The 12,614-nt window shown below is 44.2% G+C and carries 11 protein-coding genes and 1 riboswitch; of the genes, 6 read left to right on the top strand and 5 right to left on the bottom strand.

Features of this window, described 5'->3' with window-relative positions:
* Position 1: 1 nt before the first annotated feature.
* The 3 genes from recD2 to rnhC form a co-directional block, all read right to left on the bottom strand.
* Positions 2-2,371 (bottom strand): SF1B family DNA helicase RecD2, encoded by a 2,370-nt coding sequence (gene recD2, locus D8863_RS01055; RefSeq protein WP_125440825.1) that lies wholly within the window; start codon positions 2,369-2,371, stop codon positions 2-4.
* Positions 2,372-2,500: 129 nt separating this feature from the next.
* Positions 2,501-3,115, bottom strand: coding sequence for a signal peptidase I (gene lepB, locus D8863_RS01060; RefSeq protein ID WP_001083990.1), 615 nt, complete (start codon positions 3,113-3,115; stop codon positions 2,501-2,503).
* A gap of 3 nt (positions 3,116-3,118) precedes the next feature.
* On the bottom strand, positions 3,119-4,000 hold the full coding sequence (gene rnhC, locus D8863_RS01065; RefSeq protein ID WP_125440826.1) for a ribonuclease HIII: 882 nt from the start codon (positions 3,998-4,000) through the stop codon (positions 3,119-3,121).
* A gap of 86 nt (positions 4,001-4,086) precedes the next feature.
* Between rnhC and zapA the strand changes: the two genes are divergently transcribed.
* The 6 genes from zapA to D8863_RS01095 all read left to right on the top strand — a co-directional run bounded on the left by zapA (position 4,087) and on the right by D8863_RS01095 (position 10,730).
* Complete coding sequence (gene zapA, locus D8863_RS01070; protein WP_000002028.1) at positions 4,087-4,389, top strand: cell division protein ZapA; 303 nt, start codon at positions 4,087-4,089, stop codon at positions 4,387-4,389.
* On the top strand, positions 4,386-4,934 hold the full coding sequence (locus D8863_RS01075) for a CvpA family protein (RefSeq protein WP_000623540.1): 549 nt from the start codon (positions 4,386-4,388) through the stop codon (positions 4,932-4,934). The genes zapA and D8863_RS01075 overlap by 4 nt, the downstream gene beginning before the upstream one ends.
* Before the next feature lie 100 nt (positions 4,935-5,034).
* Positions 5,035-7,371 (top strand): endonuclease MutS2, encoded by a 2,337-nt coding sequence (locus tag D8863_RS01080; RefSeq protein ID WP_125440827.1) that lies wholly within the window; start codon positions 5,035-5,037, stop codon positions 7,369-7,371.
* A gap of 168 nt (positions 7,372-7,539) precedes the next feature.
* A riboswitch (glycine riboswitch) is annotated at positions 7,540-7,628 on the top strand.
* Between the two features lie 89 nt (positions 7,629-7,717).
* On the top strand, positions 7,718-9,040 hold the full coding sequence (locus D8863_RS01085) for an alanine/glycine:cation symporter family protein (RefSeq protein WP_125440828.1): 1,323 nt from the start codon (positions 7,718-7,720) through the stop codon (positions 9,038-9,040).
* A gap of 131 nt (positions 9,041-9,171) precedes the next feature.
* On the top strand, positions 9,172-9,720 hold the full coding sequence (locus tag D8863_RS01090) for a carboxymuconolactone decarboxylase family protein (protein ID WP_125440829.1): 549 nt from the start codon (positions 9,172-9,174) through the stop codon (positions 9,718-9,720).
* 110 nt (positions 9,721-9,830) lie between these two features.
* Complete coding sequence (locus D8863_RS01095) at positions 9,831-10,730, top strand: TDT family transporter (protein ID WP_125440830.1); 900 nt, start codon at positions 9,831-9,833, stop codon at positions 10,728-10,730.
* A gap of 23 nt (positions 10,731-10,753) precedes the next feature.
* Here D8863_RS01095 and serS read toward each other — a convergent pair whose 3' ends face one another.
* Together serS and D8863_RS01105 are read right to left on the bottom strand one after the other, a co-directional pair.
* On the bottom strand, positions 10,754-12,028 hold the full coding sequence (serS, locus tag D8863_RS01100) for a serine--tRNA ligase (RefSeq protein ID WP_125440831.1): 1,275 nt from the start codon (positions 12,026-12,028) through the stop codon (positions 10,754-10,756).
* A 213-nt stretch (positions 12,029-12,241) separates the two neighbouring features.
* The gene (locus D8863_RS01105; protein WP_084971793.1) at positions 12,242-12,613 is read right to left on the bottom strand and encodes a DUF956 family protein; all 372 of its coding nucleotides are present in this window, start codon (positions 12,611-12,613) and stop codon (positions 12,242-12,244) included.
* Position 12,614 lies beyond the last annotated feature (1 nt).

Genomic DNA, 12,614 nt, shown 5'->3' on the forward strand with positions numbered 1-12,614 from the left:
ACTATTTTCCAAAAATCTCTTTGAGGTCTGCGTCTGTAATTCCAATCATGGTGGGGATGCTAGACCAGTTTTCCTCGGTGAGGATGTAGGATTGTTCAGAGTCACTTGATGTGGCAGTTTCAAAGAAAGCTTGTTTGCTTTCTTCAATATTAGTTTCAATTAAATCACTGAAACGCTCAATCAGATAGGTCTTGCGAGCAGTCCCGATATGCTTGACTGCATAGTCGAAAGCCTGTAATTCACCAAGTAAGATAAGTTTGCTTTTGGCGCGTGTAATGGCTGTGTAGATGAGATTTCGCTCCAGCATGCGCTTGCTAGCACTGGTGATGGGCAGGATGACAACAGGAAACTCACTTCCCTGAGACTTATGAATGCTCATAGCATAGGCTAGTCGAATCTTGTACCATTCGTTACGTGGGTAGATGACCTCATTGCCATCAAAATCAATGAAAATCTCGTCTTGCTTAGACTCGGTGTATTTTCCAGGAATCAGGTCTGTGATGTAGCCTAGGTCTCCGTTAAAGACATTGACTTCGGCGTCGTTGACTAGGTGAATGACCTTGTCCCCTGTTCGATAGTGACACTGAGTTGCTTCAAAGCTCACTTGCCCCTTTTGCTGAGGATTGAGCAGGTCTTGCATGAGTTGGTTGATGGCGTCAATACCAGCAGTTCCTCGATACATAGGCACTAGCACCTGAATATCGCGAGCCGGAATGCCACTTCTGAGGGCAGCACCAAGAATTTTCTCAATCGTAGCTGGGATATGGCCACTAGCAATTTCAAAGTAGGAACGGTCTGCCTTTTTCTGGGTAAAGTCAGCTGGCAAAATGCCTTGTCGAATCTGACTCGCCAAGGTGACGATAGTTGATTCTTCACTCTGACGGTAAATCCGTTCCAAACGCGTCTGCGGAATCAGGGGTATCTGGAGCAGGTCAGCAAGGACTTGTCCGGGACTAACAGAAGGTAGCTGGTCGCTATCGCCCACGATGAGGATTTTGCTGTTAGAAGAGATATTGGAGAAGAGTTGGTTAGCTAGCCAAGTGTCCACCATAGAAAACTCATCCACGATGATAAAGTCGGCATCCAGATAATCTTCTAGATGACTGGTATCATCGTCTCCCGTCATCCCCAAATGACGGTGTATGGTCGCGCTAGGCAAACCTGTCAATTCATTCATGCGCCGAGCCGCTCGACCAGTTGGAGCTGCTAGAAGGATAGGTAAGTTGCTTTTTTTCCTGAGATCAAGCCCTTCTAAAAGGGCATGAACAGCGATAATCCCATTGATAACAGTCGTTTTACCAGTACCAGGTCCACCTGTTAGGATAAAGACCTTGTTCTGGATAGCGTCGCAGATAGCCTGTTTTTGGATGGTATCGTATTGGATACCCAGTTCTTCCTCAACACTAGCGATATGCTTGTGAATGGTTTCTAGATCCTGACTTTGTTTCTTTCCTTTTTCAAGGATACGAACCAAGTGACTGCGAATGCCTTCTTCAGCGAAAAAGAGGCTGTTATCAAAGATTTTGGTATCAATCTGCTGAACCTTGTCTTCTTCAATCAGATGGGAGAGTTCCTGAGCAACTTGGCTGGGATCGAGTTCCACGGGACGGGAAGACTCTAGGAGAGTCAGGGTTTGTTCCAGCAAATCTCGGGCTTCCATATAGGTATCGCCCGTATCCATACAGCCTTGAAAGAGACTGTGGACAAGGCCAGCGCGGAAGCGCTCAGGAGCTTGACTTTCGATGCCTAGTTCGGCAGCTAATTGGTCAGCAATGGTAAAGCCTAATCCTTTGATATCCTCGACCAGCTGGTAGGGATAGTTTTCGACAATATCCAGCGTTTCTTCCTTGTAAAAGTCTTGAATCTGAAAGGCCAGTTTATTGGGAATGCCGTAGTTAGCTAGTTTTGCTAAGACCATCTCGGTTCCGTAGTTAAGACGAAGAGTGGAAACAAAAGCCTCACGGTTTTTGGCAGAGAGTCCTGAGATGCCTTCTAGCTTTTCAGGATGTTCCAGAATTTCGTCAATGGTATTGTCACCATAGCTATCAACGATTTTTTGGGCCGTTTTGAGACCAATTCCTTTGAAATGGCTACTGGAAAAGTACTTGACGAGGCCCTTGCTAGTTGGTTTTGCCCGCTCATAACGACTGATCTGTAGCTGTTCCCCATACTTGGAGTGCTGAACGATTTGCCCCCAAAAAGTGTAGTCTTCACCCTCAATCACGTCCGCCATGGTTCCTGTAACGATGATTTCAAAATCGTCAAAGTCCTCTGCGTCCGTATCTTCGATATCTAGGAGGATAATGCGATAAAAATTACTGGGATTTTCAAAAATAATGCGTTCAATGGTGCCTGAAAAATAAACTTCCATAGGTTTCCTTTACATGAGTTCGTGAGAGTTGGACCCTTAGCTTCTTTCAACAAGCTAGGAGACTAAAAGGTCTTCTTCTCGCAATAGAAAAAGAGACTGAGACTTAGCATTCTCGGCCTCTTCCTTATCTTAAAATGTTCCGATACGGTTAAGTGGCCAGAAACGGAATTTTGCTTCACCTTTTATATCGCTGGCCTTAAAGGTACCAACGTGGCGGCTGTCGCTAGAGACTAGACGATCGTCACCAAGGAGAAGGTACTCACCTTGAGGGACAGTAAAGCTGAAGCTGGTATTGGAATTGACATCGACCGTAAAGGCTTGTGCTTTTTGAGCAAGTTCTCTAAAGTAAACTCCCTTATTGCCTTCAAATCCTTTTCCAGTATAGGTGTTTTGCAACTTTTCTGTTTTGAACAAGTTGAGATATTCAGCTAGGTAGGGTTCATCCGTTTCTTCACCGTTGATAAAGAGTTTGTCATTTTCGTAGCGGATGGTATCTCCAGGCATGCCGATGACCCTTTTGACAATGTCTTTATTTCCGTCTTCCTCATGCGCAACCACAATGTCGAAGCGGTCAATTGGGAGGTGTTTAACAACGAAGAGAACCTCTCCGTCAGCTAGGGTAGGGTCCATAGAGTGTCCTTCTACACGGACATTGCTCCAAAGAAAGATACGGCTAAGACCGACCAGTGCGATAATGAGGAAGAAAACTCCCCATTCTTTTAGAAATGTTTTAAACGAATTCATAATTTACCTTTCTAGAAGTGTTTTGGCTTTTTCAGTGTTTTTAAAATGCAGTTTGGCACAGAAATGAAGTCCTTTCATGCCATAGGCCTGAAGGATTTTGCTAGCAACCTTATCTGATGCAGTCCCAGCGCCACTTGGCAGTTGATAGCCTAGTTCTCGTCCTAGATTTTCCAAGTTTTCGAGGAAGAGATCCCGCGCGATGATGGAGCTAACTGCAACAGCCAGGTATTTTCCCTCGGCTTTTTCTTCTAAGCTAATTTTGTTTGGAAAACGGTTGGCTTCTTGCGCCAAGTACTTGTCATAGTTTTTAGGACTTGTAAAAGCATCAATCACGATTTTTTCTGGCTGGACTCCTTTTTTTAGAAGGAGAAAGATAGCCTGATTGTGAAGGGCAACCTTTACAGAAACAGCATTGTAACGCTCTCCAATAACTTCGTTGTACTTGCTCGGTGAAAGAAGGAGCGCTTGGTGCTGGACCTTTTCTTTAAGGATAGGGGCAATCTGACGAATCTTTTGGTCTGTCAGAGTCTTGGAATCCCCCACCCCGAGTTCTCGTAAGAAGTTATGCTGGTCAGGTGTCACGAAGGAAGCCACGACAGCCAGTCCACCAAAGTAGGAACCATTTCCCACCTCATCAGTCCCAATCATAGGGAAATCTTGTCCACTGTTTTCTTGTTGAACTTGGTAGCCAAAGAAATTGGCGTAGTGCTCAGCAGCTTCGCCCTGCAGGAGGACTTTTCCAGAAGTATAGATGGAAACTGTTGCCTGAGGCAGTCTCAAAAAATAGCGAATATAAGGATTTTTACTAGGACTGAGAGCCTTCTGATACTGACTTAAAAAGCTCTGAATTTCCTGTTCACTTGGTATGAGTGTGATACTTGCCATAGTCTCTATTGTACCACAAAAGCAGGAGAATTGGTAAAAACTGACAAAATTAGCGAAATTTGGTATAATATCGTGAGGTGAATTTTATGGCAAATCTAAATCGATATAAGTTTACATTCGGGAAAAAGACATTAACCTTGACAACCGAGCATGACAACCTCTTTATGGAGGAAATTGCCAAGGTTGCGACTGAAAAATACCAAGCAATTAAAGAACAAATGCCTGGGGCGGATGATGAAACCATTGCGCTTCTTTTGGCGGTTAATTGTCTGTCTACACAACTCAATCGTGAAATTGAATTTGATGACAAGGAGCAAGAGTTGTTAGAACTCCGCCACAAGTTGATTGCTGTCAAACAAGAACAGAGCAAGATTGAGGACTCCCTATGATTTCAATCCTACTCTTATTGGTTCTGGCTTGGGGCTTTTACATCGGCTACCGTAGAGGTTTGGTCCTGCAAGTTTATTATTTCCTCGTGGCAGTGATTTCAGCCTTTGTTGCGGGACAGTTTTATAAATCATTGGGAGATCACTTCCACTTACTTGTCCCTTATGCCAATCCTCAGGAAGGACAGGGCACCTTTTTCTTCCCTTCAGACCAGCTTTTTCATCTAGACAAGGTCTTTTATGCAGGTCTAGCCTATCTTCTAGTTTTTGGGATTTGCTACACTATCGGACGTTTTATCGGTTTGTTCCTGCACTTGATTCCAACTAAAAAGCTTGATGTCAAATGGTTGCGTATCGGATCAGGCGTTTTGTCTCTATTGGTAACCTTATTTGTCTTGCAAATGGCTTTGACCATCCTTGCAACAGTGCCTCTGGCAGTCATTCAAAATTCACTCGAAAAAAGTACAGTAGCCAAACACATCATCCAAAGTGTCCCTTTTACGACAAACCTTATCAAACAACTCTGGGTGACAAATTTAATCGGATAAAAAGGGCGGGATTTTTCCTAGCCCTTTGTTTACAGATTGGACGACTAGGTCAAAACCTCTAGTTGCTATAATCTTGTAAACCAGTATACAAGGAAAAAATATGAATACAAAAATACTAGAAACCTTAGAATTTAATAAAATCAAAGCCTTGTTTGAACCGCATCTCTTGACAGAACAAGGATTAGAGGAGCTAAAAGGCTTGGCTCCAACTGCTAAGGTGGATAAGATCAAACAAGCCTTTACAGAGATGGAGGAAATGCAAGCTCTATTTGTGGAGCAACCTCACTTTACCATCCTAGCGACGCGTGAGATATCAGCGGTTTGTAAGCGTCTGGAGATGGGAGCAGACCTCAATATCGGGGAGTTCCTGCTCCTAAAACGGGTCTTGCTGGCTAGCAGAGAGTTGCAAGGCTTTTATACCAATCTCGAAAACGTACGCTTGGAGCAGTTGGCGAGATGGTTTGAAAAACTGCATGAGTTTCCACACTTGCAAGGAAGTCTCCAAGCTCTAAATGATGCAGGATTTATCGAAAATTTCGCCAGTGAAGAGCTAGCACGCATCCGTCGGAAAATCCATGATAGCGAGAGTCAAGTTCGAGATGTCTTGCAAGACTTACTTAAACAAAAATCTCAGATGTTGACGGAAGGTATTATCGCTAGCAGAAATGGCCGTCAAGTTTTACCAGTAAAGAACACCTATCGCAATAAGATTGCAGGTGTTGTCCATGACATCTCTGCCAGTGGAAACACGGTCTACATCGAGCCACGTGAGGTCGTGAAACTGAGCGAAGAAATCGCTAGTCTGCGAGCTGACGAACGCTATGAGATGATTCGCATCCTGCAGGAACTATCGGAACGGGTTCGTCCTCATGCTGCTGAGGTTGCTAATGACGCTTGGATCATCGGCCATCTGGATCTGATTCGTGCCAAGGTACGTTTCATCCAAGAAAGACAAGCAGTCGTTCCTCAACTTTCAGAGAATCAAGAGATTCAACTCCTTCATGTTCGCCATCCTTTGGTCAAAAATGCTGTTGCAAATGATGTACACTTTGGTAAGGAATTAACGGCCATTGTCATTACAGGTCCCAATACTGGTGGGAAGACCATCATGCTCAAAACCCTAGGCTTGACTCAACTCATGGCCCAATCTGGCTTGCCCATTTTAGCTGATAAGGGGAGCCGTGTCGGTATTTTCGAGGAAATCTTCGCCGATATTGGCGATGAACAGTCTATTGAGCAGAGTTTGTCTACCTTCTCCAGCCACATGACCAATATCGTAGATATTCTTGGCAAGGTCAACCAGCACTCGCTCTTGTTACTAGATGAGCTTGGGGCAGGTACCGATCCTCAAGAGGGAGCCGCCCTTGCTATGGCTATTCTGGAGGATCTTCGTCTACGTCAGGTCAAGACCATGGCGACGACCCACTATCCAGAACTCAAGGCTTATGGTATCGAGACAGCTTTTGTGCAAAATGCCAGCATGGAGTTTGATACAGCCAGCTTGCGTCCGACCTATCGCTTTATGCAGGGAGTTCCTGGCCGAAGCAATGCCTTTGAAATTGCCAAACGCCTAGGACTGTCAGATGTCATCGTAGGAGATGCCAGCCAGCAGGTCAATCAAGATAATGATGTCAATCGCATCATTGAACAATTAGAAGAGCAAACGCTTGAAAGCCGTAAACGCTTGGACAATATCCGTGAGGTGGAGCAAGAAAACCTCAAGATGAACCGAGCACTCAAAAAACTCTATAACGAACTCAATCGTGAAAAGGAAACTGAGCTCAACAAGGCGCGTGAACAGGCTGCCGAGATTGTGGAACTTGCTCTAAGTGAAAGTGACCAGATTCTCAAGAACCTTCACAGTAAGTCTCAACTCAAACCCCATGAAATCATTGAAGCCAAGGCTAAACTGAAAAAACTGGCTCCTGAAAAAGTCGACTTGTCTAAAAACAAGGTCCTTCAAAAGGCCAAGAAAAAACGAGCTCCAAAGGTGGGAGATGACATTGTGGTCCTCAGTTATGGTCAACGTGGAACCTTGACCAATCAGCTTAAGGACGGCCGTTGGGAAGCCCAAGTTGGCTTGATCAAGATGACCTTGGAGGAGAAAGAATTTGACCTTGTTCAGGCCCAACAAGAAGCCCCAGTCAAGAAAAAACAAGTCAATGTCGTCAAACGTGCTTCTGGTCGTGGTCCGCAAGCCAGACTGGATCTCCGAGGCAAACGGTACGAAGAGGCCATGAATGAGCTGGACGCCTTTATCGACCAAGCCCTGCTCAATAACATGGCGCAAGTCGATATCATCCATGGTATCGGAACAGGTGTCATCCGTGAAGGAGTCACCAAATATCTACAAAGAAACAAACATGTTAAGACTTTCGGCTATGCTCCACAGAATGCTGGCGGTAGTGGTGCCACCATTGTAACCTTTAAAGGATAGAGAGAAGAAGGATTCGCTCTTTCTGAAAAAAGAAATGAAAGGTCAAAAATTTTCATAGAATATATTGACAAAGACTAACTTTTCTTGTAGAATAATAAAAAATAAAATACCAACACCGAATGAAGTTTAATAGAAGTGGAGAAAGGTTTGTTTTCCATGACTGTAAATGGACGGAACTCTGGAGAGACCGTAAAGGCACCGAAGGGGCAAGGCAGGTAACTGCTCAAACTCTCAGGTAAAAGGACAGAGCTAGGATAGACCGCTTTTTGGCATTTATCTAAGCATTCCAGAGTACATGTATCTTGCATGTGCTCTTTCTTTTGGGGTTGAAAGATAGGAGAAGGATATGTTAGAATTGCTTAAAGCGCTTGATGCTTTCGTTTGGGGGCCTCCCCTCTTGATCTTATTGGTCGGAACAGGTATCTATTTGACTATCCGACTAGGACTTTTGCAGGTGGCTCGTCTCCCAAAGGCCTTTCAGTTGATCTTTATCAAGGACAAGGGACATGGCGATGTGTCGAGCTTTGCTGCTCTCTGTACGGCTCTAGCAGCCACCGTTGGTACGGGAAATATCATCGGGGTCGCAACAGCCATTAAGGTTGGAGGACCAGGAGCCCTCTTTTGGATGTGGATGGCAGCCTTCTTTGGGATGGCGACCAAGTATGCTGAAGGCTTGCTAGCCATAAAATATCGCACAAAGGATGCAAATGGAGCTGTAGCTGGAGGACCCATGCATTACATCCTTTTGGGGATGGGAGAAAAGTGGCGTCCACTTGCTATCTTCTTTGCCCTAGCGGGTGTATTGGTAGCCCTTCTAGGGATTGGTACCTTTACCCAAGTCAATTCGATTACAGAATCCATTCAAAATACAGCCCAAGTTGATCCAGTTATCACAGCTCTGATTTTATCCATTTTGGTGGGTATTGCCGTCTTTGGTGGCCTCAAATCCATATCAAAAGTTTCGACAGCAGTTGTTCCTTTTATGGCTATTGTCTATATTTTAGGGACTCTTACAGTTATTCTCTTTAATATCGAGAAAATCCCAGCCACACTTGCCCTCATCTTTACTTCAGCCTTTAGTCCAGCTGCTGCGGTAGGCGGTTTTGCAGGTGCCAGCATTCGGATGGCTATCCAGAATGGTGTGGCGCGAGGAGTCTTCTCTAACGAATCTGGTCTTGGTTCTGCTCCCATTGCAGCGGCTGCGGCTAAGACAAATGAGCCTGTCGAGCAAGGCTTGATTTCCATGACAGGAACCTTTATTGATACCCTTATTATCTGTACGTTGACTGGTTTAACAATCTTGGTAACTGGTGTTTGGAGTGGTGATTTGAATGGAGTTGCCTTGACTCAGTCAGCCTTCTCTACAGTTTTTTCACATTTTGGACCTGCTCTTTTGACCATCTTCCTTGTACTCTTTGCCTTTACGACGATTCTCGGATGGAACTACTACGGAGAACGCTGTTTTGAGTTTCTCTTCGGTGTTCGTTTTATCTGGCTTTACCGTGTAGTCTTTGTAGTCATGGTCTTGTTGGGAGGATTTATCGAGTTGGATATGGTTTGGATTATCGCAGACATCGTCAATGCCTTGATGGCTTTACCAAACTTGATTGCCCTCTTGGTCTTGTCGCCAGTCGTTATTTCCGAAACCAGAAAGTATTTTAAACACTAACCCAATCACACTTTTAGTGTGATTTTTTTCATTTCATAGACATTTTCTATCAAGGCGATTGAAAATATATATTATCCAAGGGTGAAATTCTATGATAGACTAAATGACAATAAAATGAAAAGAGGTTTCTTATGACAACATTTACCATCCACACAGTAGAATCAGCACCAGCAGAAGTGAAAGAAGTTCTTGAAACAGTACAAAAAGATAACAATGGCTATATTCCCAACCTAATCGGTCTCTTGGCCAATGCCCCAACCGCGCTTGAAGCCTACCGAACTGTCGGAGCTATCAACCGTCGCAATAGCCTGACACCAGTGGAACGCGAAGTAGTACAAATCACAGCTGCCGTAACCAATGGTTGTGCTTTCTGCGTCGCAGGTCACACAGCCTTTTCAATCAAACAAATCCAGATGAATGATGATCTTCTTCAAGCCCTCCGCAACCGTACTCCGATTGAAACAGATCCTAAATTGGACACCCTAGCTAAGTTTACCTTGGCGGTCATCAATACCAAAGGGCGTGTAGGAGATGAAGCCCTTAGTGAATTTTTGGAAGCTAGCTACACGCAACAAAATGCCTTGGACGTGGTTCTCGGTGTTAGTCTTGCTAGCCTTTGCAACTATGCCAACAACCTAGCCAATACGCCTATTAACCCAGAATTGCAACATTATGCCTAGTTCGAATCAGAAAGAAAAAATGAAGACTGAGCAATCCAGTCTTCATTTTTCTATGCTATTTTAAGCGCTTTTATGCTATACTAATAATAACATGATTATTGGAGGCTCGGATGAAAAAGCTCCCCTTGGTATTCTCTGGCTGTTTATTAGGTTTAGCAGGTGCAGGAAATCTGATTGCAGATACTTTGCCTGTTCTGTCGCATTTATTGAGTCTGACTGGTCTAGTGTTGTGGATTTTCTTTCTGATTCTTCATCTTTTTAATTGGGAAGAAACCAGGAAAGAATTGACCAAGCCCCCTCTTTTGTCTGGGATGGCCACTTTTCCCATGGCTGGGATGATTTTATCGACCTATGTCTTTCGCGTATTCCCTGCTCTTCCTATAGTAGCACAAGGGATCTGGTGGTTTTCATTTCTCTTGGATTTGGCTTTGATTGCTACTTTTACCATCAAATTTGCCTGTCCAGGTCGGAGGGTCAATGCGACTCCTAGCTGGACGGTACTCTATGTGGGGATAGCAGTAGCAGCCTTGACCTATCCTCTTGCCGGTATCATTGAAATTGCCTATGCAACCTTGAGTTTTGGTTTTGTCTTGACCTTCTATCTCTATCCGCTTATTTATAGCGATTTAAAGAAATCTCCACTCCCAGTGGCCTTGCTTGGACAGGAAGGAATCTACTGTGCGCCTTTTTCTTTGCTCTTAGCTGCTTTAGTACGTATCGGTGGACTTGCTCTTCCGACCTGGGCCTTGCTACTGTTGATGCTTGTCTCTCAGTCATTTTTCATCTTCGTTTTGATTCGCTTGCCCAATATTTTAAAACAAGGCTTTCAACCAGCCTTCTCAGCCCTCACCTTCCCAACCATTATCACAGCCACTTCGCTCAAGATGGCTCAGGGAATTTTGAAACTTCCATTTCTGGATTATCTGGTCTTGGCTGAAACCGTTATTTGCCTAACTATTTTATTCTTTGTCTTGGGTGCTTATCTGATTTGGTTACGAAAAAAGGTCTAGCTAGAAATAGCTAGGCCTTTTTTTTATGGTTTGATAACTTCAGCGCCACCCATATATGGACGAAGTGCTTCTGGAATGGTTACAGAACCATCTGCATTTTGGTAGTTTTCAAGAATGGCAGCAACCGTACGTCCAACTGCAAGTCCAGAACCGTTCAAGGTGTGAAGGAGTTTCACCTTGCCATCTGCTTCATCACGGTAACGGATTTGGGCACGACGGGCTTGGAAATCTTCTGTATTTGAACAGCTTGAGATTTCACGATAGGTATTTTGGGCTGGAATCCAAACTTCCAAGTCGTAAGTCTTAGCAGCTGAGAAGCCCATGTCCCCAGTAGAGAGGGCAACGACACGGTATGGAAGGTTGAGTTTTTGAAGAATATTTTCAGCGTTGGCTGTCATTTTTTCTAATTCTTCATAAGATTCTTCTGGTTTGGCAAATTTGACCATTTCAACCTTGTGGAATTGGTGCAGACGAATCAAGCCACGTGTATCACGACCAGCTGAACCAGCCTCAGAACGGAAAGATGGACTCATAGCGGTAAAGTAGATTGGTAGATCTTTACCGTCAAGGATTTCATCACGGTAGTAATTTGTCAAAGGCACTTCAGCTGTAGGAATGAGGACATAATTAGTGTCTTTCAATTCAAAAGTGTCTTCCTTGAATTTTGGATATTGACCAGTACCAAACATTGAGTCATGGTTAACAATGTAAGGTGTGATAACTTCCGTATAGCCTTCTTTACCATGCTCATCCAACATGAAGTTGTAGATAGCACGTTCCAAACGAGCCCCAAGTCCTTTATAGAAGAGGAAGCGAGCGCCTGTTACTTTACCACCGCGTTCCCAGTCAAGGATACCCAAGTCTTCACCAAGATCCCAGTGAGCTTTTGGTTCGAATTCAAACTCGCGCGGAGTCCCCCAACGGCGAACTTCCACATTGTCATCTTCATCAGCCCCAACAGGAACGCTGTCGGCAGGGATGTTTGGAAGAGTAGTGGTAAATTCTGTCAATTTAGCATCGATGTCCGCCAATTCAGCATCCAAGGCTTTGACTTCAGCAGATAGGGTTTGCATAGCAGCAATCTTGTCATCGGCATTTTCCTTGTTTCGCTTGGCTTGGGCAATCTCAGCAGAAACTGTGTTACGTTCTGCCTTGAGAGTTTCAACCTTGACCAAGATGTCACGACGTTTAGCATCGATTTCTTTCATCTCATTTAAGATAGCAGCATCTACACCACGTGTAGCTAATTTTTCAGCAACAGCATCAAAATCTGTGCGAATACGTTTAATATCTAACATAAGAACTCCTTTATGAAAAAAGCACACCTGACAAAGTGTTGGAGTGGCAGGGCCACGGTTCCATCCAACTTCACAGGTGTGCACTTGATTGAGTATTTAATTGTGAACAACGGTAGAATTTCACCTATCCCTCCTATCTGCTCGCAGCACCCGCAGACTTTCTGAAAGAAGGAGATAACTTACTTATCCGTTGCTATGATTATACTAAAGTTTCTACTTTTTTGCAAATAGATTTTTAAGTTTTTGTCCAATGGTCTGGAGTAGAGTCGGAAGTTTCACAACCTTGTCGTTTCCTAATTTTTCCCGAGCGATTTTGAGGATAGCTCCAGAGTCTTTTGAAGCAAAGAGGAATTTTCCTTGATCGGTGAAGACTTCAAAGTGGCGGCTGATCTTGCGACCACTTACGTTGGCTCCGATTTGCTGAATGCTGGACCAGGGGATTTGGATATATTGTTCGACATTGACATCTGGATAAAACTCTAAGGCTTGATCCCCAACTAGAAATTTTCCAACTTTTCCAGAGATAGAGAGGTAAGATGTCCCAGTAGTTTGGAGGTCAATGGCTTGATTGAGTGATTGGGCCATG

Origin of the sequence: Streptococcus oralis, assembly GCF_003943825.1 — a bacterium.
Lineage (GTDB): Bacteria > Bacillota > Bacilli > Lactobacillales > Streptococcaceae > Streptococcus > Streptococcus oralis_CD.

Coding starts and splice junctions, on each gene's coding strand:
- rnhC (WP_125440826.1), bottom strand. CDS start 4,000: ATGGCAAGTATCACACTCATACCAAGTGAACAGGAAATTCAGAGCTTT.
- D8863_RS01105 (WP_084971793.1), bottom strand. CDS start 12,613: ATGGCCCAATCACTCAATCAAGCCATTGACCTCCAAACTACTGGGACA.
- D8863_RS01080 (WP_125440827.1), top strand. CDS start 5,035: ATGAATACAAAAATACTAGAAACCTTAGAATTTAATAAAATCAAAGCC.
- zapA (WP_000002028.1), top strand. CDS start 4,087: ATGGCAAATCTAAATCGATATAAGTTTACATTCGGGAAAAAGACATTA.
- D8863_RS01095 (WP_125440830.1), top strand. CDS start 9,831: ATGAAAAAGCTCCCCTTGGTATTCTCTGGCTGTTTATTAGGTTTAGCA.
- serS (WP_125440831.1), bottom strand. CDS start 12,028: ATGTTAGATATTAAACGTATTCGCACAGATTTTGATGCTGTTGCTGAA.
- D8863_RS01090 (WP_125440829.1), top strand. CDS start 9,172: ATGACAACATTTACCATCCACACAGTAGAATCAGCACCAGCAGAAGTG.
- D8863_RS01085 (WP_125440828.1), top strand. CDS start 7,718: ATGTTAGAATTGCTTAAAGCGCTTGATGCTTTCGTTTGGGGGCCTCCC.
- recD2 (WP_125440825.1), bottom strand. CDS start 2,371: ATGGAAGTTTATTTTTCAGGCACCATTGAACGCATTATTTTTGAAAAT.
- lepB (WP_001083990.1), bottom strand. CDS start 3,115: ATGAATTCGTTTAAAACATTTCTAAAAGAATGGGGAGTTTTCTTCCTC.
- D8863_RS01075 (WP_000623540.1), top strand. CDS start 4,386: ATGATTTCAATCCTACTCTTATTGGTTCTGGCTTGGGGCTTTTACATC.